Origin of the sequence: Micromonospora musae (genome assembly GCF_003626545.1) — a bacterium.
GTDB classification, from domain to species: domain Bacteria; phylum Actinomycetota; class Actinomycetes; order Mycobacteriales; family Micromonosporaceae; genus Micromonospora; species Micromonospora musae.
Genome location: NZ_RAZS01000004.1, coordinates 70,214 through 92,567, shown reverse-complemented (window position 1 = coordinate 92,567; position 22,354 = coordinate 70,214). Strand labels below are relative to the sequence as shown.

Here is a 22,354-nt window from a genome sequence, read left to right as displayed (position 1 = left end):
GGGGTTGGCGGGGGATCGCGCGTCGATCCGCCCCGGCAGCCTCGTGATCGACCGGTGGCTCCCGGCGGGTGGTACGGGGGGTTAGCCTGCGGGCGTGAAGATCGTCGGGTTGATGTCGGGGACCTCGTACGACGGGGTGGACGTGGCGGCGGCGGAGTTCACCGTCGACGGGGAGACGCTCCGGCTGCGGCCGCTCGGGCACCGGGGCCTCGACTACGACGACGAGCTGCGCGCCCGCATCGGCGCGCTGCTGCCGCCGGCGGCCACCACGATCGAGGCGGTCTGCCGGCTGGACAACCTGCTCGGGGACGTCTTCGCCGAGGCGGCGGCGCTCGGCACGGAGCTGGCCGGTGGCCACGCCGACCTCGTGGTGTCACCGGGGCAGACCGTCTTCCACTGGGTGCAGGACGGCGTGGCCCGGGGCACCCTCCAGCTCGGCGCGGTGGCCCGGGTCGCCGCCCGGGTGGGCGTACCGGTGCTCAGCGACCTGCGCTCGGCGGACATCGCGGCCGGCGGGCAGGGCGCGCCGCTGGTACCGGCCTTCGACGCCCTGCTGCTCGCCCCCGACGCCTCGGCCGGACCGGCGACCGAGCCGTCGGGCAGCGCCGGGCCCGCCGCGAACGCGCCCCGGGCCGCCCTGAACCTCGGCGGAATCGCCAACCTCACCGTGGTCGCCCCGGGCGCGCCCGTGCTCGGGTACGACATCGGGCCGGCGAACGCGCTGCTCGACGCCGCCGCCCGTCGGCTCCTCGACCGGCCCTGTGATCTCGACGGCGTTCGGGCGGCGGCCGGCTGGGTGCATCCGGGCCTGCTCGACGAGCTCCTCGCCGAGCCGTACTACGCCGCACCGCCGCCGAAATCGACAGGCAAGGAGCTGTTCCACGCCGGCTACCTGGACGAGAAGCTCGCCGCGCTCGGCGAACCCGTCGCGGCCGACGACGTACTGGCCACGCTCACCGAGTTGACCGCCCGGGTGGTGGCCGCCGAGTGCGACCGGCACCGGGTGACCGAGGTCATCGCCTCCGGCGGTGGAGTGCGCAATCCGACGCTGCGCGCCCGGCTCACCGAGCTGGGGGCGGGACGCTGGCGGCTGCGTACGACCGACGAGCTGGGCGTGCCGGCGCAGGCGAAGGAGGCGTACGCCTTCGCCCTGCTGGGCTGGCTCTCCTGGCATGGTCTGCCCGGTTCGATCCGGTCGGTGACCGGCGCGGCCCGGGCGGCCGTCCTCGGCTCCTGGACCCCCTCCGGGCCCGGGCCGCGCGCCACCCCGGCGATTTCCCCCCGTCGGCTGCGGATCGTCACCTGACCAGCTGTTCGGTGGGCCCGCCGCCCGGGCGCCGGGACGGGCGTCGGTCGGGCCCGGCTGCGAAGTGACGGATGGCCGATAGACTCTGCGGTCATGAGTGTTGAACAGGACACGGCCAACCACAGCCAACTGCTGGCGAAGGTGCGCGGTCCGCAGGACGTCAAGCGGATGTCCGCCGAGCAGTTGGAGCTCCTCGCCGCCGAGATCCGTGACTTCCTCATCGCGAAGGTGTCCCGCACCGGCGGGCACATCGGGCCCAACCTCGGCGTGGTGGAGCTGACCCTCGCCATGCACCGGGTCTTCGACTCCCCCCGGGACCGGCTCCTGTTCGACACCGGCCACCAGGCGTACGTGCACAAGATCCTCACCGGTCGGCAGGCCGGGTTCGACAAACTGCGCCAGCGTGGCGGTCTCTCCGGCTACCCCAGCCAGGCGGAGAGCGAGCACGACCTGATCGAGAACTCGCACGCCTCGACCGCCCTGTCGTACGCCGACGGCCTGGCCAAGGCGTACGCGCTGCGCGGCGAATCGCGCTCGGTGGTCGCCGTGGTCGGCGACGGGGCGCTCACCGGCGGCATGTGCTGGGAGGCGCTCAACAACATCGCCACCGCCCGCAACCCCCTCGTCATCGTGGTCAACGACAACGGCCGCTCCTACTCGCCGACCATCGGTGGTCTCGCCGACCACCTCTCCTCGCTGCGCCTCAACCCCGGCTACGAGAAGGTCCTCGACACGGTCAAGGACGCCCTCGGTTCGACCCCGCTGGTCGGCAAGCCGATGTACGAGGTGCTGCACGCGGTCAAGAAGGGCATCAAGGACGCGGTCGCCCCGCAGGCGATGTTCGAGGACCTCGGCATCAAGTACGTCGGCCCGGTCGACGGGCACGACGTCGCCGCCGTCGAGGGCGCGCTGCGGGCGGCGAAGAACTTCGGTGGGCCGGTGATCGTGCACGCCGTCACCCGGAAGGGGTACGGCTACCGCCCGGCCGAGGAGGACGAGGCGGACTGCTTCCACGGCCCCGGCGCCTTCGACATCGCCACCGGCAAGGCGACGGCCGCCCCGTCGGTGAAGTGGACCCACGTCTTCGCCGACGAGCTGGTCGCGATCGCCGACGAGCGGCCCGACGTGGTGGGCATCACCGCCGCCATGGCCGAGCCGACCGGCATCGCCACCCTCGCCCGCAAGTACCCGGAGCGGGTGTACGACGTCGGCATCGCCGAGCAGCACGCCGTCACCTCGGCGGCCGGCCTCGCGCTCGGCGGGCTGCACCCGGTCGTGGCGGTCTACGCGACCTTCCTCAACCGGGCCTTCGACCAGGTCCTGCTGGACGTGGCGATGCACAAGCTCCCGGTGACCTTCGTCCTCGACCGCGCCGGCGTCACCGGCCCGGACGGGCCGAGCCACTACGGCATCTGGGACATGTCGGTCTTCGGCGTCGTGCCCGGCCTGCGCATCGCCGCTCCCCGGGACGCCGCCACGCTCCGCGAGGAGCTGCGCGAGGCGACGGCCGTCGACGACGGCCCCACTCTGCTCCGTTTCCCGACCGGCGCGGTCGCCGGCGACCTGCCCGCCGTGCGCCGGGTCGGCACGGTCGACGTGCTGACCGAGTCGGCGCGCACCGACGTCCTGCTGGTCGCGGTGGGCGCCTTCGGCCACCTCGGCATGGAGGTCGCCGCCCGGGTCGCCGAGCAGGGCTACGGCGTGACGGTGGTCGACCCGCGCTGGGTCCGACCGGTCCCGACCGAACTGGTCGAGCTGGCCGCCGCGCACCGGCTCGTGGTCACCGTCGAGGACGGCGTGCGGATCGGCGGCGTCGGTGACGCGCTCGCCCAGGCGATGCGGGACGCGGACGTCCGGGTGCCGCTGCGCGACCTCGGCGTGCCGGCGGACTGGCATCCGCACGGCACCCGGGCCCAGATCCTCGCCGACCTGCGGCTCACCGCGCAGGACGTGGCCCGGGACGTCACCGGTTGGATCTCGGGGCTCGACGGCGCGTCGGTCGATCAGGTGCGCGTCCCCGCCGGCGACAAGGCCGCGCAGAACTGAGTCCGACGACGGCGGGCGCCCCGGACGGGGCGCCCGCCGTCGCACGTTCCGGTGCGGACGGCCCCCCGGGCCCGCGACAGGCCGTCAGCGGCGGCCGGTGGGCCGGGACGTGCTGCGGGCTCCCTGGCACGCGAGCCGTCGGCGACGGCCGACGGGCCGGTACGCGCCACAGGGGACGGGCGCGCGGTCGGGCGACGGCTTATCGGCCGGGACGGGGCACGGGCTCCGCAGCGCGGGTCAGCGACCGCCGACCGACCGGTAGTGGGTCTTCTCCGTGCCCGCCAGGCTCACCGTCTCGGGCCGCTCCGGCTCCGACATCACCACCAGCCCCGGTCGCTCCACCAGCAGGGGCGTGCCCGGTGCCACCGACAGGGAGCTGTCCCGCGTCGAACGCCAGCTCAGCACCGTCAGCGGCTGGTCGGGCACGGGCAGCCGGTAGGCCTGCAGCGGGCCGACCCGATCGGCGGGGGAGAGCACCGGGGGGCCGCCACCGGGCGGCCGGTACACCACGGCGGTCATCGTGTCGGTGGCGCTCTGCCAGGTGAGCTGCTCCAGCTCGCCCGGCTCACCCCGGCCGAGGGTCAGCTCGCCGAGCGACCGGACCGCCACCTTCACCATCGGCCACGACTCCGGCACCGAGCCCGGCGCGTCCCGGTCGCCGATCCGGCGCGGGATACTGCCGAACGGCCCCCGCTCCCCGGCGAGCGCACAGGTGTCGAGCCCGGTCAGTGCCCGCCGACCGGAGCCGGTCGCGTCGTCGACCAGCGGGTAGCGCGGGTCGTCGAGGCCCGTGCCGAGGTCGAGCAGGCGCTGCGCCTCCCGGCCCCGGGGCAACGACTCGGTGCTCCGCAGGCTGGCCGTCACCGGCACCGCGCGGCAGGCCGGCACCTCGGCGGGCGCGCTGATGCCGTCCTTGGTCGCCAACGCCTTCCCGTCCGGCCCCAGGAGGCGTCGCACCCGGTCGGAGACCAGGTAGCGGCGCCCGGCCGCGGTCAGCACCGGCAACACGTCGGAGTAGACGAGGTAGCCGGGGTCGGTGTACTCGGCGGCCCGCGCGACGACGTAACGGTCGCCGTCGCGGGTGAGCTGCAGCAGCCACGAGGCGCTGTGGCCGGGCACGTCGGCTGCGACCAGGGCCAGCGGCGCGCCGTCGACCCGGCCGGAGAAGAGGATGCCGGAGGAGGCCAGGTGCACCCGGTCGTCGGCCGGTGACCGCCAGTCGCGTACCGCGTCGGTCACCGCGGCGGTCGCCGAAGCGTCGCCGGCGAGGTCGCCCTGCGGCGGCCAGCTCGCGAGCGTGCCGTCCAGACTGTCGTAGCCGACCCGCAGATCGCCGGGGCGACGGTCGGCGACCGGACCGCAGGCGGTCACGGCCAGCAGCACGGCCAGCAGCGCGGTGGCCGTCGTGCCGCGTCGGCGGACTGGAGCCACCTGTACGCCCCCGATCACTCGCCCTCACGTCGGAAGCGCCATAGTACGAGATGTCCGACCAACATGACGCAGCACCTCGTGCCGGACCAGCCGTGCGCACCGGACGGCACACCACAAAGGACCGACACCACGGTTTTTCCACCTTTTCGCCGCTCGGGTAGACTCCGCCGACTGTGACGTCTGTCGAGCCCCGCGCCGCATCCGCCCTGGATAACGACGCCGCCGCGGGCGTCCGACCCGATCGGAGCCTCGCCTGCGCCGGCGTGGACGGCGTCGGCGGCGGAGTGCGCGACGGCGCGACGGCGGTCGCCACCATCGATGCGCCACCCGTTACGGAGGCCGGCCGGCCGCCGGCCGAGGGGGCCGACCGCGCCACCGGTGCGACCCGCGCCGACGTCGCGGCGCCCGTGCCGGTGCCCGCCCGACGGTGGCGGTGGAGTCCCCGCCGGCAGAACCTCGCCGTCTACGCCGCCTTCCTGCTCGCCGCGCTCTGGGTGACCAGTCGGATCTGGATGGACCCGGCCGGCCGGGTCGCGTCGCTCTACAGCAGCGACCCGGCCCAGGTGCAGTTCTTCCTCGCGCACTCCGTACGGGTGGTGCTGCACGGCGAGTTCCCGTTCTACACCGAACAGTTCAACTACCCCGACGGCGTCAACCTGATGGCCAACACCGCCATCCTGGCGTTGGGCATCCCGATGGTGCCGGTGACCCTCCTCTTCGGTCCCGCGGTCTCCTTCGTGCTGCTGGTCACGCTCGGCCTCGCCGGCACCGCCGCCGCCTGGTACCACGTGCTCTCCCGGCACCTGGTGCGCAACCGGCTGGCCGCGGCGGTCGGCGGGTGGCTCTGCGGCTTCTCCCCGGCGATGCTCTCGCACGCCAACTGGCACCCGAACATCATCAGCCAGTACCTGTTGCCGTTCATCGTCTGGCGGGTGCTCGTGCTCACCCGCACCCGGCGGCCGGTCCGGGACGGACTGCTGCTCGCCCTCCTGGTCACCGCGCAGGCGTTCATCAACGAGGAGATCCTCCTCTTCACCGCGCTGACCTGCGGCGTGTTCCTGATCGCGATGGTCGTGCAGGAGCCGCACCGCTGGGCGGCGGCGTGGCGGCCGCTGGCCGTGGGGCTCGGCGCGTGCGCGGCGCTGGCCGGCGCGCTGCTGGCGTACCCGCTCTACATCCAGTTCGCCGGGCCGATGGCGTACCACGGGCTCAGCGACGCGGTGCGCGACTACGGCAACGACATCGCCGCCTTCTTCGCCCCCGGCTCGCCGACGCTCGGCGGCAACGAGCGGGCGAACGTCGGCCTGGCCCCGAACTACTCGGAGGAGAACGCGTTCCTCGGGTGGAGCCTCACGCTGCTCACCGTCGGCATCGTACTCTGGCTGCGCCGGGAGGTGATCGTCCGGGCGCTCGCCGCCACCGGCGCCGTGTTCGCCGTGCTCTCCCTCGGCGAGCGCATCTCCTGGTGGCATCGGGAGCTGCTCACCGGACCGTGGGAGTGGCTGGTGCGGTTGCCGCTGCTCGACGCGGTGGTACCGACCCGGTTCGGCCTGATCACCTCGGTGGTGGTCGCCGTGCTGCTGGCGATCGCCGTGGAGCGGGCCTGGTCGCTGCGGCTGCCGGACCGGCGTACTGCCCGGACGCTCACCGTCGCGGGCCTGGTGCTCGCGCTGCTGCCCATCGCGCCCATGCCGCTGAGCGTGGTCTCCCGCCCGCCGGTGCCGAAGTTCATCACCGCCGACCGGTGGCGGGCCTACGTGGCACCCGACCAGACGCTGGTGCCGATCCCGGTGCCCAGCATGGGCAACACCAACGGCATGCGCTGGGCCGCCGCCACCAACCTCGACTTCAAGATTCCGGGCGGGTACTTCCTCGCGCCGCGCAACGGCAACACCGGTGACCCGGGTCGCTTCGGCGGTCGGCCCAGCGGCGTGGGGGAGCTGCTGCAGGAGGTGGCCACGACCGGCCGTACCCCGAAACTGGACGACCGGCAACGCCGCCGATCCCTGGACGAGCTGCGGCACTGGCGGGCGGCGGTCCTGGTGCTCCCCTTCGACCAGCAGAACGTGGAGCCGCTGCGGCGTACCGTCGAGCAGCTGGTCGGGCCCGGCCGCCGGGAACTCGACGTCTGGGTCTGGGACGTGCGGGCGCTGACCAGCCGCGAACCTTGATCTCCACCGGGACGACGGCGTCCACCCCGGCCAGCATGCAGGCGCGCCGGCCGCACCGTCCCCTGTGGACGGCCGATGCGCTGGTGGTGGTCGGCTACCTCGGCCTGGCCGTGCTGCTCACCGGCGGCCAGTGGGGCCGGCCCGAGCGGTTGTTCCACCAGGCAGGCGACCAGATCCTCTTCGAGTGGATGCTGGCCCACGCGGCCCGGTCGGTGGTCACCGGGCAGAACCCGCTGCACAGCACCGCCCTGAACGCGCCGGACGGGATCAACCTGATGGCGAACACCTCCGTCCTCGGCCTCGGGCTGCCGCTGACCCCGGTCACCCTGCTCTTCGGCTCGCAGGCCGCGTTCCTCACGGCGGTCGTCTGCTGCCTGGCGGGCACCGCCACCGCCTGGTACGTGCTGCTGCGCCGCCGGCTGGTCACCTCCCGTACCGCCGCGGTGGTGGGCGGGCTCTTCTGCGGCTTCGCACCGGGGATGGTCTCCCAGGCGGGCGCGCACCTGCACATCGCGGCCCAGTTCCTGGTGCCGGTGATCCTGGCGTGGCTGTTCCGGCCGGAACCCGACCGGGTGATTTGGCCCGGAGTGTGGCTCGGGCTGCTGGTCACCTGGCAGGCCTTCATCGGCGAGGAGACGCTGGCCTTCCTGGCGTTGGCCGTGGCCGTGTTCGCCGTCGGGTACGCGCTCGCCGACCCGGCGGCGGCCCGCCGTGCGGCACCGGCGCTGCTCGGCCGGGCCGGGGTCGGCGCGGTCGTGGCGGGACTGCTCCTGGCGTACCCGCTCTGGTTCCAGTTCGCCGGCCCGCAGCACTACCGGGGGATGGCGTTCGACACGTACAGCTACCAGCTCGACGCGGTCTCGTTCATCGCCGCCGCCCGGCAGACCGTGGTCGGCGGCGAGCACCCGCCCGGGCTGCTGGCGCCGAACCCCACCGAGGAGAGCTCGTTCTTCGGCGCCGGGCTGCTGGTGCTCGGCACCGTGATCGTGATCTGGCTCGGGCGGCGTCCGCTGGTGCGGGCGCTCGCCGGTTGCGGCCTGCTCTTCGCGTTGCTCTCGCTCGGCGCCGAGATCCGGGTGCACGGCACGGGCACCGGCATTCCCGGCCCGTACCGGCTGGTGGCCGGGCTGCCCCTGCTGGAGCTGGCGGTGCCGGCCCGGTTCGCGCTGATCTGCGTACCGGTGCTGGGCGTCCTGCTGGCCCTCTCGCTGGACCGGGCGCGTCCGCCTCGCACCGCACCCACCGACGCCCCGGCCGGGCCGGGCGTGCCGGTGCGGCTGCTCTGGACCGGCGCGGTGGCCGCGGCGCTGCTGCCGCTCTTCCCGACGCCGATCCGCACCGTGGCGGCCCCCGCCGTGCCGGTCTTCCTCACCGAGCAGCGGTGGCGGGGGCAGGTGCCGGCCGGCACGACAGTGGTCCCGGTGCCACCGGTCACCGGCGCGGCGGTCAGCCCGGGGATGCTCTGGTCGGCCCGGACCGGGCTCGCCTTCCGGGCCCCCGGCGGGTACTTCATCGGCCCGAGCGGGCCGGACGACCCGGCGGCGCGGTGGGGCGCCCCGGACCGGCCCACCGCGGCGCTGCTACGGCGGGCGGCGGAGACCGGTCAGACGCCCGTGGTCACCGACGCCGACCGCCGGCAGGCCGTCGAGGACCTGCGCCACTGGCGGGCCGCGATAGTGGTGCAGGGCGAGCTGCGCCACGGCGAGGCGGTGCGGCGTACGGTCGAGGCGCTGCTCGGCCCCGGGCGGGCGGTCGACGGCGCCTGGGTGTGGGACGTCCGGGACCGGCTGCGCTGACCTGCCCCGTCGGCCCCGTGCTCAGTCCACCAGCGGGCGTACGTCCCAGAGCCAGACGTCGTCGACCCGCTGCGGCGGCCCGAGCAGGCCGGTCATCAGCTCCCGCAGCACGGCCTCCTTCGGCTGCGCGCCGAGCACCACCACCGAGGCCCGCCACCAGCGCAGATCCTCGACGGCCTGCCGACGGTTCTCCTCGGTGAGCACGGGCACCTTGCCGGCGTCCATGGTGGAGTAGATGAGGGTGCTGGTGGGGCGGTTGGGTGCGCCGAAGACCCCCTCACCCTTCTCGTTCGGCCCGATGAAGTAGCCCGCCGGGATCGGGAACTCCTGCCCGCTGAGAACACTCCAGCGCAGCGTCGGCAGGCCGTGCACGTTGCTCGGGATCGGCACCGGGACCAGGGTCCGCCCGGCCGGTACGTACGGCCGCCAACCGCCCGCGGTGACGAAGCGCGGCGGCGGTTCCACCGGTTGCGCGGGCAGCGGGCGCGGGACGAGCGGCAGCAGGGCGAGCGTGATGGCGGCGTAGCCCACCGGGCGCAGCCAGCGCCGCGCGGTGGCCCGCAGGCCGGCCGGCCGGGCCGGCCCGGCCGCCGCCTCCGCCGTCTCGGGCCCGCCGGTGCGCTGCGCCGGGACCCGCGCGCCGACCGGACGGCGCCGCGGCGTGAGCGCGTCCCAGGCCAGCGCGATCAGCACGCCGACCGCGGCGGTCACCACCAGGGCGAGCCGGGTCGGCATCATCATCTCGACCAGCGGCAGGTCGTCGGAGATGTAGGCCCACGGACCGTTGACAGTGGTCTCCTCGCCGCCGAGCCGGATCCGTGGGCCGAGCGCCGCGACGGTGAAGAGCACCACCAACACCGCCGTGATCCGCGCCGCCAGCGACCGGCGGACCAACAGCACGAGGGCCACGACGGCGACCAGCACCAGTGGCCAACCGAACCAGGAGTTCTGCTCGGTCAACCCGATGGTCTGCTCGACGGCGGGATCGCCGGCCAGGGTGTCCCGGGGGAAGGTGACGAACGCCGCCAGGTCCTCGCCCCAGTTGTGGAACACCCCGCCCTGCAGGCCCCGGTAGGACTGCGGCCCGTTGAACTGGAACCAGATCGGGTACGCGGTGAGCAGCAGCGCCACCCCGCCGGCGACGCCGAGCGCCGCGCTGAACGTGCCGGCCACGGCCCGGGTGGCGGCCGGCCGCTGCACCGCGTACGCGGCCACGACGACCAGGCACGCCAACGCGGTGAGCAGCAGCATCTCCTCGTTGATGAAGATCTGGTACGCGACCAGCAGGCCGAGCACGAGACCGTTGCGCCGCCACCGCCCCGGCTCGCCGAGCCGCAGCACCCGCGACACGATCAGCGGGAGCAGGAAGTTGGAGACGAAGTTGGGCTGACCGTTGGCGTGGTGCACGATGCCGGGCGCGAAGCCGAGGAAGGCGCCACCCGCGAAGGCCGCCGCGCGGGAACGCACCAGGTGCCGGGAGAGCATCCAGTAGCTCGTCGCGGCGGTGGCGGCGAGAGCCCCGCCGAGGTAGAGGGCGTACATCACCTGCGGGCCGAACAGCATGGTCAGCGGCGCCAACGGCAACGTCACCCCGAGCAGCGAGGTGTTCGCCATCATGTTCACCCCGAGTGGGGCGTTCTGCCGCATGGTGAAGAGCGGGTTCTCCAGGTGCCGCACCGAGTACGCGCCGTGCGCGAAGAGCCACTCGAACCAGCTGTGGTCGGTGGGCAGGTGCGAGGAGACCCGACCCTGCACGTCCCCCCAGTAGTTGAGGCAGACGAGAACCCCGAGCAACACATAGGCTCCGAGGGCCATCAGGTCGGCTCGCGCCGGTCGACGCCGGCTCGGTCGCGACTGGCCGACCTCGGCCTGGTCGTTGTCGGCTAGGGGTTTCAGCGAGGGATCTATCACCGGCACGGCCACGACGCGCCATCGTACAGGCCGCATCTGGGGTATTTGCCGGGCCGGCACGTCGGCGGTCGGTTTGTCGGACGTGCGCCGCCAGGCGGGGGAGACGGGAGAACGCTGATGGCGACCATCGACCTAGGTGAGCTGCGCGAGGGCCCCTCTCTGGACGTCCGCCCGACCCGTTCCCGGCCGCCGGTGACCCGGCGTCCGCTCTGGACGGCCCTCGCCTCGCTGCTCGTGCTGACGCTGCTCGCCGCCGACCAGACCGGACCCACCCGGATCGCGGCTGTGGTGCCCGGCGGGCCCGGCGCCCGAGTGTTCTTCGCGGGTGATCTCCTCCTCGTCGAGGCGCCGGTGGTGGGGACGATGGACGGCGCGGTCGAGGTCGTCGCCTATCCGCTGCCCGAGCGGGCGACTCGCGTCGTCCAGCGGCCCCAGCCGGGGTGGCGGGCTCGACTACCGGCCGAGCACCACCTCTTGCGGGTGCAGGTATCCCGGGGTCGGCTGCTGCTGACCAGTAGCAGGGAGGTGGATTTTCTCCCCGAGACGACGATGCTGGACACCCGCACCGGGAGAGTCGGGTGGCGGCAGCCGGGCACCGGCGACCTCGACGTCTCTGGTCGGCTTGTGCTACGTGATTTCAACGCTTCCGTCCCGGACGTTCGGGCAGTTGACGTCGCCACCGGTCGGACGCTCTGGTCGGTGCCCATCCGGGAGGACGGGTTGCGGTACCACTTCCGCGACGGTGCGGTCGACCGGCTCGTGCTGATCGGGGACGACGGATTCGTCGAGGTGCGTGACACCGCGAACGCCGCGCTACTGCACCGCGCGAACCTCGGTCTCGACGTGCGAGACGGCGACCAGCGCGTCGAGGTGGTCGGTGACCTGCTGCTGAACCTGGCGGGCCGGACGGCCGTGGTGACCGCCTACGACCTGGAGGGGCTGCGCCGACGCTGGAGTGTGCCGCTGCCGCTGTCGACGTTCATCGAGAGCTGCGGGCCACTGCTCTGCGCCGTCGGCACGAGCAGCGGCCTCCGGGCGATCGACCCGGCGACAGGCGTCATCCGGTGGAATACGCCGAAACCGGCGGTTCTGATCGCCGCACGGGCGGACAGGCTGCTCCTCCTTCCGGACCGCACGGCCGTCACCAGGTACGCGGTGCTGGACGCGCTGACCGGTGAGCAGCTCACGGAGCTGAACGCCAACGACCTGCATCCGAGGGGCGAGCAGGAGGAACACTTCCTCGGCATTCGACGCCGTACCGGCAACCGGCAGGTCGTCGTCGGACTGGACCTCGCCGCCGTCGACGTCCGGACCATGGACGTGATTATGGGCGCGGGCAGCGACTGCGGAAGCGGCCCGGGCCTGACCCTGGTCTGCCGGAGCATGGACGGCACGTCCTTCGGCGTCTGGCGGTGGTCGTTGTGAGTGACGGTGTGATCGATCTCGGTGAGCTGCGGCACGAGCGGGATCCGGAGGAGTTGCCCCGACCGCCGCGCTCCGTCGGCCGGCCGCTCCGCGTCGCGCTGGTTTTCCTGGTAGTGCTGGCCACAGTGGTCTCCGCGGCGCCGCTGCCGCGCCGCGAGATGGTCGCCCTGCCGGCGGCCCTCGGTGCCGAGGCGAGGATCGCCGACGATCTCTACCTGGTGGTCGAACCTACCGGCCTGAACGGTTCGCAGCGCCGGCTGGACGCGTACCGGCTGCCCGGGGGCGAGCTGCTCTGGCAGGTGCCGCTGCCGGTGCAGGGCCGGTACTGGGGAATGTCGATGCAGGACGGGATGCTGCTGATCGCCGGCTACGAGGCCACCGCGGGCGACCCGCCGGGCACGGTGACCATCGCACTGGACCCCGCCACCGGGAAGTTCCGGTGGCAGCAGCCGGGGTCGCCGCTGCCGGTCAGTGGCGGCGGTCTGCTGCTGGAGACGGGCGACGAGGAGCAGGGCCGGACGCTGCGCGTGGTGGACAGCTGCTGCGGCCGGGTGCGCTGGCAGGCGCAGACACCGGGCGGGCAGTTCACCTTCCGGGCCACCGAATCCGGGATCGACCGGCTGGTGCAGAGCACCGCCGACGGTCGGGTCGAGGTGCGCGACGCGAGCACCGGAGCGGTGCGGGCGGAGGCGGACCTGTGGAACCCCACCGACCGCCGCGAGACGGGCGCGCCGACCGACGGCCCTGAGTTTGGCGTGCAGGTGATCGGGGACCTGCTGCTCACCCTCGCCGGCCGGCCCGCGACGGTCACCGCGTACGACCTGGACGGATTGCGGCTGCGCTGGCGGACCGAACTGGGCGAAGCCTTCTACGCGTCGGAGTGCGGGCCGGTCCTCTGCTTCCAGGGCCGCTCCGAGGAGCTCCAGGCGATCGACCCGGCCACCGGGCGGCGACTCTGGACGGGTCGCGGCTGGATCGCCTGGTCGAGCCGCGACGGGTTGGTGGCCACCAGGGCGAACAGTGGCGGAGCGATGCAGCTCGACGTCCTCGACCCGGTCACCGGTGCGGTCCGCGGCGAGCTGGGCCGTTGGGAGATGGTCCCGCCGAGCGGGCTCGACGGCCCGGTCATCGGCATCCGGCCGCAGCCGGGTGGTGGGCTCCTCGTCGCCGAGCTGAACCTCACCACCGGCACGGCCCGACCGCTCGACGTGCTGCGCGAGGCCACCGGAGAGTGCCAGAGCATCGGCTATCAGCTGGCGTGCCGCAAGCCCACCGGCGGGTACGGGTTGTGGCAGCTCAGGCCATGACCCCCGCCGCCGGTCACCCGCGCGCCGCTCACCAGTTGGCCTGGGCGGGTGGCGGCGGCAGCGTCACCTCCGCGGGGCGGATGACGTAGGCCATTCCGCCGCTGCCGCGCTGCCAGACGGCCTCGAACCGGTCCCGCGGCACGATCCGGCGCACCGCCTCGTCGTTCTCGGCGTACGGGTCGTTGAGCACCGGATCCCCGTCCGAGGTGAAGCCGACCAGCACGATCAGGTGACCGCGGGTGTCGTACGCCAACCCCGGCACCTCGCCCGCGCGGAACGCGGCGGAGACCACCAGCGGGATACCGGCCGCGATGAACGCCTCCGCCTCGGCCAGCGACCGCAGCCGGGTGACGAAGGCGTCGACCCCGTGCAGTCCGGCGTACGCGGTGTTGAAGGCCCAGTTGCCGGCCCCGCCGTAGGCGTGGTCGTAGCAGTGTCGGGCGGCGTGCACCACCACCGGCCGGGGACCGGGCGGGTCGACCCAGGCGTACCGCTGCGCGGGCGGGGCGACGCCCCAGAAGGCGAGCACCATCGAGGTGCAGGTGGGGCTGCACCAGGAGTCGCCCCCACCACCCCACCGCGGGTACGCGCCGTGCAGCCGCTGCGCGTACCGGGGCACGTCCAGCACGACGCCCCGGGCGTCGCCGGGCCGGTCCGCATCGCGCGCACCCGAGCCCGGACCGCCGGCAGCGTTCCCGGTGGCCCCGGGTGAGGTCTCCGCCGCCGGTGCGGCCGTCCCCGCCCGGCCGGTGGCGACGGCGCCGACCGTACGCAACACCGGGCTGGATCCACCGCCGGCCGGGCGCAGCAGCGTCACCCGCAGCTGCCACCCGGTCACCGTCGCCTCGCCGATGGCCAGCGTGTCGGTCTCCACCCGGGCGGCCCCGTCGCGCTGGCCGGGCACCGAGCCGCGGCGCACCGTCCGGTCGTCGGCCGCCCAGCGGCCCAGTACGTACCAGCCGGTGGCCGGGCCGTCCCCGTGCCAGCCGCGCAGCTCCACCTCGATCCAGCAGCCGTCCGGGGTCTGCGCGGTCCACGACGGGACGACCTCGACGACGGGGAAGCCGACGGGCACCGGCGGCGCGGTCCAGCTGCCCCACTCGTACCGCCGCCCGTCGCCCGCCGGACCGGGCCGGACGCCGGCCGGCTCGGCGATCCGCAGCCCGCCCGCGTCGCCGCGCAGCCCCACGGCGACCCCGGCCGCCTCGTCGGCGGGGAGGCGGAACCCCCGGTAGGCGATGTCGCGGAGCCGGGGCGGGATTGCTCTGGTCATGGCGCGTCCGTCCGTCGCTGTGGCCGCATGCCGGAAGCATCGCGTACGCCGAGGGCGCCCGGCAACGGCGGCCCGGGCGGGCGGTGCGGGGCGACGGGTCGATCGTCGACGCCCGCCCCGCGCCACCGGGCCCTGCCGCCACCGGAGCTGCGGCGCTCGGGCCTGCCTTTTGCGCCAGGCCCTAGATTGTCGGGAGGTCAGCAGCGAGGAGAGCGGCATGCGGGTACTGGTGGTGGAGGACGAGCGCAACCTCGCCGACGCGATCGCGCGCGGGTTGCGCAAACGGGGCATGGCGGTCGACGTCGCCTACGACGGTGACACCGGGCACGAACTGGCCTTCGTCACCCGCTACGACGTGGTGGTCCTCGACCGGGACCTGCCCGGGGTGCACGGCGACCAGATCTGCGCCGAACTGGCCGCCTCCGACACGCTGACCCGGGTGCTGATGCTCACCGCCAGCGGAACGGTGGCGGACCGGGTGGAGGGCCTGCAACTCGGCGCCGACGACTACCTGCCGAAGCCGTTCGCCTTCGACGAACTGGTCGCCCGGGTACAGGCGCTGGGACGGCGGGCCACCCCGGCCGCCCCGCCGGTGCTCGCCCTGGCCGACCTGGTGCTCGACCCGGCCCGGCGCGTCGCCACCCGGGCCGGCGTGCCCGTCGACCTGACCAACAAGGAGTTCGGTGTGCTCCGCGAGCTGCTGAAGGCCCGCGGCGCGGTGGTCTCCAGCGAGGAGCTGCTGGAGCGGGTCTGGGACGCCAACACCGACCCGTTCACCACGATCGTCCGGGTCACCGTGATGACCCTGCGCAAGAAGCTCGGCGACCCGCCGCTCATCGAGACGGTGGTGGGCGCCGGCTACCGGACCGCAGAGGGGGTCGCATGACCGGGCTCGCCGCCACCGCGACGGGCAGCGCCGGCGCGGGCCGACGGCTGCGACCGCGACCGACCCTGCGGCTGCGGCTCACCCTGCTCAACGGCGTGCTGCTGGTCGGCGCGGGGGCGATCCTCGTGCTGCTCGCCTGGCTGCTGGTCCGCGACGCGCTGCGACCGACCGACCAGCCGCTGCCCGGCAGCACCGTGGTGCTCGCCGACGGCCGGACCCTGGACGCCGGTGAGTGGCAGCGCCAACTGGTCGACGTCTCCTCCGGCGAGCTGCTGGTCAAGGGTCTGGTGGCGCTGCTGGCGATCAGCGTGATCGGCGTGGCCGGCGCGTACGCCGTGGCCGGCCGTACGCTGCGCCCGCTGCACCAGGTAACCGCGACCGCCCAGCGGCTCGGCGAGGCCACCCTCGACCAGCGCATCGGCTACTCGGGCGCCGACGACGAGGTGGCCGAGCTGGCGAAGACGTTCGACGCGATGCTGGACCGGATAGCCGCCTCGTTCGAGACACAGAAACGCTTCGTGGCGAACGCCTCGCACGAGCTGCGTACGCCGCTCGCGGTGATGCGTACCGAGATCGACGTCACGCTCAGCGACGACGAGGCGGACATCGCCGAGTACCGCCGGATGGCGACCGTCGTGCGGGACGCCTCGGAGCGGGCGAACGGGCTGGTCGACGCGCTGCTGGTACTGGCCCGCAGCGAGGCCCAGGCCGGCCGTCGGCTCGGCCGGCGTACCGAGTGCGACCTGGCGAGCGGGACCGCCAACGCGCTCTCGGCGATGCGCCGGGAGATGGAGCGGATCGGGCTGCGCGTGCAGACGTCGCTGGAGCCCGCCTCCGTCGCCGGTGATCCGGGCCTGCTCGACCGGCTGGCCGGCAACCTGATCGAGAACGCGGTCCGCTACAACCACCTGCACGGGCGGCTCTGGGTGCGTACCGGCACGGACGGGCAGAACTCCTGGCTGGTGGTCGGCAACACCGGGTTCGAGGTGGATCCGGCGGACGTGCCCGGGCTCTTCGAGCCGTTCCGGCGTGGTGGGAGGGAGCGTACCGGCGCGCGCGGCTCCGGGCTGGGACTGTCGATCGTCCGGGCGGTCTGCGACGCGCACGGCGGAACCGTGCAGGCGATCGCCCAGCCCGGCGGTGGCCTTGAGGTGACGGTACGGCTGCCCTCGGCCGACGCCGTACCGGCGACCCCCGCGTCCGGCGACGGCCGGGGCGGGGCGGACGCCGGTAGCGGACGCTGACCGCCCGTCGGGGGTTGCCGGCCGTCGTCGGATCTGAAAAGGTCGTCGTCGACGTCAGCCCGACGGTTGAGAGGGGGTGCGTTCGATGTCCACCATCACCAGTCCCGCGCCCCGCCCCGGTCACCGCTGACTGTTCCGGCACCGCGGAGCGCGTTCATCCAGCTCGAAGGAGCGACCGTGAGCGCACGGATCCACAACATCAGCATCGACTGCCGCGACACCTACGCCCTGGCCGGGTTCTGGGCCCAGGTCTTCGACTGCCCCCGCCAGCCCGACGACTTCCCGGGCGACCCGGAGGCCATGCTGCTGCCGCCCGGTGGCCCGGAGGTGCTCTTCCTGGCCGTGCCCGAGGGCAAGGTGGTGAAGAACCGCCTCCACCTCGACCTGGAGCCGGCCGACCGGACCCGGGACGAGGAGGTCGAGCGGCTGCTCGGCCTCGGCGCGACCCAGGTCGCCGACCACCGGCGGCCCGACGGCTCCGGCTGGGTGCTGCTCGCCGACCCGGAGGAGAACGAGTTCTGCGTGGTGCGCAGCGCCGCCGAACGCGCGGCCTCGGCGGCTGCGGGGGCTGAGCCCGGGCCCATTCCGGCGTGACGCCCTCCCGGTCGTCGGCGCGGGGCCCCACGGGCTTCGTCCCGGCCTGATCCGGCTGGCCTGGCCTGATCCGGCTGGCCTGGCCTGATCCGGCTGGCCCGGCCTGATCCGGCTGGCCCCGGCCACCACGGTGGTCGGGGCCAGCCGGTCGGCGGGTCAGGAGCGCTGCTCGATCTCGCCGCGCATCGTGACGAACTCGGCCGTGATCTGCTCGGCGGACTTGAAATAGATAACGACAGCACCGACGCTGCCCCGGTCGGCCCAGAAACAGACGCCCAGCGGTGTGGTGTCGACCTTGCCGTCGCCGCAGCGGGCCTCACCGCCGAGGGGGCCGGGATCCACCGGCGCCGTCTCGGTGACGGTGAGCTCCGGGGAGATCTCGGCGATCGCGTCATCGAGCTTCCGCTTCGGGTCGGGTATCAGCCCGGACGCGCTCGCGATCATCGCCAGCTCCCGCTTCGCGGGGTCGCCGTAGAAGGCACCGACGGTGCCCGTGATCTGGTCCTGCGCCCGCTTGTTCATGTCGGCGACCAGCTGGTCGGCGACGCTCTGCAGCTCCTTGTCGGCGATCCGGGGGCGGCCGGCGAGCGTCTCCGGCGCGATCACCCGCGTGCGGGCCGCCTCGACGTTCCCGCCCGCGTCGTCCTTGACGACGAACCAGGTGGCGGCCCCGCCGCCGAGGCAGAACACCAGCACCGCGGCGGCGACGGTGAGGAGGGCCTTGCGGGGGCGGGACTTCTTCGGCCCGGGCGCGGCGGGCTCCGGATCCCCGGGCGGGGGACCGGTCCGGGGCGCGACGGGTTCGCCGCGCTGCGACGGGTGAGGGCCCGCCTGCGTCTCGGCGTAACCGCCCCGCTGCGGGTAGCCGCCCTCCTCGGGGTGGCCGCTCTGCTGGGGGTGGCCGCTCTGCTCTGGGTAGCCGGCCGATGGTGGGTGGTCGGCGGTGTGGGGGCCCGGGCGACGGCCCGGGTATCCGCCCGGCGGTCCGGAGTGGTCGCCGTGCCGCGGGGGCGGGCGGTCGCCCGGCGGCGGAGTGCCCGGGTAAGGGGCCCGCTGCGGCTGCCGCCGGTAACCGTCCGCCGGCGGGCCGGCGTAACTCTCCGGGTAGCCGCCGCCCGGTGCCGCGAACTGTTCGCCGGGCCGCGACGGCGGGTAGCCGCGCTGCGGTGTCTCCGGATGACCGCCGCGCTGCGGGCCGCCCGGGTAGCCGCCCCGTCCCGGCTGACCGCCGGCCTGCTGAGCTGGGCGGCCACTCGGGTGACCCGGCTGATCGCCGGGGCGGCCACCCTGCCGCCGAGCGGGACGCGGACCCGGCGGCGGGTAGGGATCGCGCCCCGGCGGTGGCGGGTACGGATCGGCCGGCGGATACGACATCGGGCAGCTCCAGGTGAGTGAGCCGGACGGGTGATGTTAACCACCACCCGCGCGCCGTCGCTGCCCCGGACGGCCGACCGTCACCTGCCGCAACGGTTCCCTAGCGCGATACGACAGAGCGCGGTGGCCGGCGTCCGGATCGGACGGTCACGGCCACCGCGCTCTGCGGGGGGAGCGGCGGGATCAGGCGGGCAGGCCGGCTGCTCCACGCGGCAGGAAGCGCCGGCCGGTGACCCGCTCCGACGTTCCGGTCCGGTCGAGGTACGGCGTGACGCCGCCCAGGTGGAACGGCCAGCCGGCACCGAGGATCATGCACAGGTCGATGTCCTGCGCCTCGGCCACCACGCCCTCGTCGAGCATCAGCCGGATCTCCTGGGCCAGCGCGTCCAGCGCGTTCTGGCGTACCTGCTCCGCGGTCAGCGGCGCGTCGCCGACCACCAGCAGCTTCGCCACCTCCGGATTCACCTCGTCGTCGACGACGATCGGCTGGCCGGAGTCGGCGATCCGCCTCAGGTTCTCGCTGACCCCGAACCGGTCCGGGAACGCGGCGTGCAGCGTTCCGCCCACGTGGTACGCGACCGCCGGGCCGACCAACTGGAGCAGGGCGAGGGGGCGCATCGGCAGGCCGAGCGGGTCCAACGCGCTGTTCGCCACGTCCAGCGGGGTGCCGGCGTCCACGGCGGCGAAGACGGTGCCGAGGAAGCGGGTGAGCAGCCGGTTGACGACGAACGCCGGGGCGTCCTTCACCAGCACCGACGACTTCCTCAGCTGCTTGCCGACCGCGAAGGCGGTGGCCAGCGTGGCGTCGTCGGTGCGCCCGCCGCGGACGATCTCCAGCAGCGGCAGCACCGCGACCGGATTGAAGAAGTGGAAACCGACCACCCGCTCCGGATGCTCCAGCTCCTCGGCCATCGCGGTGACCGAGAGCGACGAGGTGTTCGTCGCCAGCACCGCCTCCGGCTTGACGATCTTCTCGAGCTCGGCCCAGACCTGCTTCTTGACGGCCAGGTCCTCGAAGACCGCCTCGATGACGAAGTCCGCGTCGGCGAAGACGCTCTTGTCGACCGAGCCGCTGACCAGGCCGTACAGCTTGGCGGCGGTGCCCTTGTCCATCCGGCCCTTGGTGACCTGCTGCTCGATCTGGGTGTGGACGTAGCCGACGCCCTTGTCGACCCGGGCCTGGTCGAGGTCGGTCATCACCACCGGCACCTGCAGCCGGCGGGCGAAGAGCAGCGCGAGCTGGCTCGCCATCAGGCCGGCGCCGACGATGCCGACCTTCGTGACCGGACGGGCCAGGCTCTTGTCCGGCGCGCCGGCCGGGCGCTTGGCCCGCCGCTGCACCAGGTCGAACGCGTACAGGCCGCTGCGCAGCTCCTCGGAGAAGATGAGGTCGGCCAGCGCCTCGTCCTCGGCGGCGGTGCCGGTGGCGAAGTCGGTGTCCTTCGCCGTGTCGAGCAGGTCCAGCGCCTTGTACGCGGCGGGAACCGCGTTGTGCAGCCGCTGGTCGAGGGTCTGCCGGGCGAAGTAGAGCACCCCGGCCCACATGTCCCGGTCCACCTCGGGCCGGACGACGGTGATCTGCCCGCGTACCACCCCGGCGGCCCACTCCAGCGAGCGCTCCAGGAAGTCGGCCGGCTCCAGCAGGACGTCCGCGATGCCCATCTCCGCGGCCTGCTTCGGCTTCAGCATCCGGTTCTGCATCAGCGGGTTCTGGATGATCACCTGGGTCGCCGCCGGAATACCGATCAGGTTCGGCAGCAGCTGGGTGCCGCCCCAGCCGGGTACCAGGCCGAGCGAGACCTCGGGCAGGGCGAGCGCCGCCGCGCCGCCGGAGAGCGTCCGGTAGTGGCAGTGCAACGCCAGCTCCAGGCCGCCGCCCATCGCCGCGCCGTTGACGAACGCGAACGTGGGCACGCTGCTCTCCTTGAGCCGGGCGAAGACCCGGTGGCCGAGCCGGCCGATCTCCAGGGCCTGCTCCCGGTCGGCGAGCAGCGGCAGGCCGGTGAGGTCCGCGCCGACGCTGAAGACGTACGGCTTGCCGGTGACCGCGAGAAACGCCGGGTCGGCGGCGAGCGCCGCGGTGATCGCCTCGTCCAGGCTGGTCAGCCCGCCCGGGCCGAACGTGTTCGGCTTGGTGTGGTCGAAGCCGTTGTCGAGGGTGATCAGGGCCGCCGGGCGGTCCAGCCCCGGTACGGCCACCTCCCGCAGCAGCGCCCGGGTGACGACCTCGTTCGGTGCGGCGAGCGCGCTCACTTGTTGCCCTCCCCCTGAGCCGGCTTGCCGGACTCCGTCCAGTGCGGGTTCTCCCAGATCACCGTGCCGCCCATGCCGATGCCGACGCACATCACGGTGAGGCCGTAGCGGACCTCGGGGTGCTCGGCGAACTGCCGGGCGAGCTGGGTCATCAGGCGGATACCCGAGGAGGCGAGCGGGTGGCCGACGGCGATCGCGCCGCCCCACTGGTTGACCCGAGGGTCGTCGTCGGCGATGCCGTAGTGGTCGAGGAACGCGAGCACCTGCACGGCGAAGGCCTCGTTCAGCTCGAAGAGGCCGATGTCGTCGATGGTCAGGCCCGCGATGCGCAGCGCCTTCTCGGTCGACGGGATCGGGCCGTACCCCATCACCTCGGGCTCCACCCCGACGAAGCCGTACGACACGAGCCGCATGGCGATCGGCAGACCCAGCTCACGGGCCATCTCCTCGGCGGCGATCAGGCTTGCGGTCGCCCCGTCGTTCAGACCGGCCGCGTTGCCGGCGGTCACCTTGCCGTGCGGGCGGAACGGGGTCTTGAGCGTGGCGAGCTTCTCCATCGACGTCTCCCGGGGAGCCTCGTCGACGGTGGCCAGGCCCCAGCCGGTCTCCGGGTCGCGCACCGCGACGGTCACCAGGTCGTCCTGGAGCTTGCCGTTGGCGTACGCCTTGGCGGTCTTCTGCTGCGAGGCGAGCGCGAAGGCGTCGACGCGCTCCTTGCCGATGTGCGGCAGCCGGTCGTGCAGGTTCTCCGCGGTGGCGCCCATGACCAGCGCGGACGGGTCGACCAGCTTCTCCGCGAGGATCCGGGGGTTCGGGTCGACGCCCTCGCCCATCGGGTGGCGTCCCATGTGCTCGACGCCGCCGGCGATGGCCACGTCGTACGCGCCCATCGCGATGCCGCCGGCCACAGTGGTCACCGCGGTCATCGCGCCGGCGCACATCCGGTCGATGGCGAGGCCGGGGACCGTCTTGGGCAGACCGGCGAGCAGGGCGGCGGTCCGGCCGATGGTGAGGCCCTGGTCGCCGATCTGGGTGGTGGCGGCGATCGCGACCTCCTCGACCCGCTCCGGAGGCAGCTGCGGGTTGCGGCGCAGGAGTTCTCGGATGCAGCGGATCACGAGGTCGTCGGCGCGGGTGTTGGCGTACATGCCACCCGCCTTGCCGAACGGGGTGCGGACGCCGTCGACGAAGACGACATCCCGAACTTCACGGGGCACTGGAGCCTCCTTTTCGACCGTGATTCGGCCTCGCCGCCCAGCGGCGGCACGGACCGAAACAAGGGTCGCCGGCACGGGCGTGTTCCTCGGATGCTACTTGTCAGTAACCAAGCCCGACAC

At 73.8% G+C, this 22,354-nt stretch carries 15 protein-coding genes; 9 read left to right on the top strand and 6 right to left on the bottom strand.

Going from position 1 to position 22,354, the window contains the following annotated elements; translation table 11 throughout:
* The first annotated feature begins 94 nt into the window (after nucleotides 1-94).
* Nucleotides 95-1,306, top strand: coding sequence for an anhydro-N-acetylmuramic acid kinase (locus D7147_RS12235; protein ID WP_120676931.1), 1,212 nt, complete (start codon nucleotides 95-97; stop codon nucleotides 1,304-1,306).
* Between the two features lie 93 nt (nucleotides 1,307-1,399).
* The gene (gene dxs / locus D7147_RS12230) at nucleotides 1,400-3,352 is read left to right on the top strand and encodes a 1-deoxy-D-xylulose-5-phosphate synthase (protein ID WP_120676929.1); all 1,953 of its coding nucleotides are present in this window, start codon (nucleotides 1,400-1,402) and stop codon (nucleotides 3,350-3,352) included.
* Between the two features lie 237 nt (nucleotides 3,353-3,589).
* Here the strand turns inward: dxs and D7147_RS12225 are convergent, their stop codons facing one another.
* Nucleotides 3,590-4,783 (bottom strand): hypothetical protein, encoded by a 1,194-nt coding sequence (locus D7147_RS12225; protein ID WP_120677788.1) that lies wholly within the window; start codon nucleotides 4,781-4,783, stop codon nucleotides 3,590-3,592.
* 407 nt (nucleotides 4,784-5,190) lie between these two features.
* Between D7147_RS12225 and D7147_RS12220 the strand changes: the two genes are divergently transcribed.
* Nucleotides 5,191-6,954, top strand: coding sequence for a glycosyltransferase family protein (locus tag D7147_RS12220; RefSeq protein WP_120677787.1), 1,764 nt, complete (start codon nucleotides 5,191-5,193; stop codon nucleotides 6,952-6,954).
* On the top strand, nucleotides 6,951-8,750 hold the full coding sequence (locus tag D7147_RS12215) for a hypothetical protein (protein ID WP_233563108.1): 1,800 nt from the start codon (nucleotides 6,951-6,953) through the stop codon (nucleotides 8,748-8,750). The genes D7147_RS12220 and D7147_RS12215 overlap by 4 nt, the downstream gene beginning before the upstream one ends.
* A gap of 21 nt (nucleotides 8,751-8,771) precedes the next feature.
* On the opposite strand, the gene D7147_RS12210 is transcribed toward D7147_RS12215, so the two are convergent.
* Nucleotides 8,772-10,697, bottom strand: coding sequence for a hypothetical protein (locus D7147_RS12210; RefSeq protein ID WP_407663334.1), 1,926 nt, complete (start codon nucleotides 10,695-10,697; stop codon nucleotides 8,772-8,774).
* A gap of 81 nt (nucleotides 10,698-10,778) precedes the next feature.
* Between D7147_RS12210 and D7147_RS12205 the strand changes: the two genes are divergently transcribed.
* Together D7147_RS12205 and D7147_RS12200 are read left to right on the top strand one after the other, a co-directional pair.
* A complete protein-coding gene (locus D7147_RS12205; protein WP_120676922.1) occupies nucleotides 10,779-12,086 on the top strand; it encodes an outer membrane protein assembly factor BamB family protein in 1,308 nt (435 codons plus the stop codon).
* Nucleotides 12,083-13,393, top strand: a complete 1,311-nt coding sequence (locus tag D7147_RS12200; RefSeq protein ID WP_120676921.1) for an outer membrane protein assembly factor BamB family protein — start codon at nucleotides 12,083-12,085, stop codon at nucleotides 13,391-13,393. The genes D7147_RS12205 and D7147_RS12200 overlap by 4 nt, the downstream gene beginning before the upstream one ends.
* Nucleotides 13,394-13,421: 28 nt before the next feature.
* Here D7147_RS12200 and D7147_RS12195 read toward each other — a convergent pair whose 3' ends face one another.
* Complete coding sequence (locus D7147_RS12195; protein WP_120676919.1) at nucleotides 13,422-14,666, bottom strand: peptidase C39 family protein; 1,245 nt, start codon at nucleotides 14,664-14,666, stop codon at nucleotides 13,422-13,424.
* A 217-nt stretch (nucleotides 14,667-14,883) separates the two neighbouring features.
* Between D7147_RS12195 and D7147_RS12190 the strand changes: the two genes are divergently transcribed.
* The 3 genes from D7147_RS12190 (at nucleotide 14,884) to D7147_RS12180 (ending at nucleotide 17,390) form a co-directional block, all read left to right on the top strand.
* Nucleotides 14,884-15,552: a response regulator transcription factor gene (locus tag D7147_RS12190; protein WP_120676917.1), complete on the top strand. Its 669-nt coding sequence runs from the start codon at nucleotides 14,884-14,886 to the stop codon at nucleotides 15,550-15,552.
* Nucleotides 15,549-16,796 (top strand): sensor histidine kinase, encoded by a 1,248-nt coding sequence (locus D7147_RS12185; protein ID WP_120676915.1) that lies wholly within the window; start codon nucleotides 15,549-15,551, stop codon nucleotides 16,794-16,796. Before D7147_RS12190 ends, D7147_RS12185 begins: the two co-directional genes overlap by 4 nt.
* A gap of 177 nt (nucleotides 16,797-16,973) precedes the next feature.
* Nucleotides 16,974-17,390: a VOC family protein gene (locus D7147_RS12180; RefSeq protein WP_120676913.1), complete on the top strand. Its 417-nt coding sequence runs from the start codon at nucleotides 16,974-16,976 to the stop codon at nucleotides 17,388-17,390.
* Nucleotides 17,391-17,546: 156 nt separating this feature from the next.
* On the opposite strand, the gene D7147_RS12175 is transcribed toward D7147_RS12180, so the two are convergent.
* The 3 genes from D7147_RS12175 to D7147_RS12165 all read right to left on the bottom strand — a co-directional run bounded on the left by D7147_RS12175 (nucleotide 17,547) and on the right by D7147_RS12165 (nucleotide 22,234).
* Complete coding sequence (locus tag D7147_RS12175) at nucleotides 17,547-18,764, bottom strand: hypothetical protein (protein ID WP_120676911.1); 1,218 nt, start codon at nucleotides 18,762-18,764, stop codon at nucleotides 17,547-17,549.
* 183 nt (nucleotides 18,765-18,947) lie between these two features.
* Nucleotides 18,948-21,017 (bottom strand): 3-hydroxyacyl-CoA dehydrogenase NAD-binding domain-containing protein, encoded by a 2,070-nt coding sequence (locus tag D7147_RS12170; protein WP_120676909.1) that lies wholly within the window; start codon nucleotides 21,015-21,017, stop codon nucleotides 18,948-18,950.
* The gene (locus tag D7147_RS12165) at nucleotides 21,014-22,234 is read right to left on the bottom strand and encodes a thiolase family protein (protein ID WP_120676907.1); all 1,221 of its coding nucleotides are present in this window, start codon (nucleotides 22,232-22,234) and stop codon (nucleotides 21,014-21,016) included. The genes D7147_RS12170 and D7147_RS12165 overlap by 4 nt, the downstream gene beginning before the upstream one ends.
* Nucleotides 22,235-22,354 lie beyond the last annotated feature (120 nt).

Excerpts from the sequence above, each read along its gene's own strand:
- D7147_RS12190 (WP_120676917.1), top strand. The coding sequence starts at position 14,884 with ATGCGGGTACTGGTGGTGGAGGACGAGCGCAACCTCGCCGACGCGATC.
- dxs (WP_120676929.1), top strand. The coding sequence starts at position 1,400 with ATGAGTGTTGAACAGGACACGGCCAACCACAGCCAACTGCTGGCGAAG.
- D7147_RS12175 (WP_120676911.1), bottom strand. The coding sequence starts at position 18,764 with ATGTCGTATCCGCCGGCCGATCCGTACCCGCCACCGCCGGGGCGCGAT.
- D7147_RS12195 (WP_120676919.1), bottom strand. The coding sequence starts at position 14,666 with ATGACCAGAGCAATCCCGCCCCGGCTCCGCGACATCGCCTACCGGGGG.
- D7147_RS12210 (WP_407663334.1), bottom strand. The coding sequence starts at position 10,697 with ATGCGGCCTGTACGATGGCGCGTCGTGGCCGTGCCGGTGATAGATCCC.
- D7147_RS12205 (WP_120676922.1), top strand. The coding sequence starts at position 10,779 with ATGGCGACCATCGACCTAGGTGAGCTGCGCGAGGGCCCCTCTCTGGAC.
- D7147_RS12185 (WP_120676915.1), top strand. The coding sequence starts at position 15,549 with ATGACCGGGCTCGCCGCCACCGCGACGGGCAGCGCCGGCGCGGGCCGA.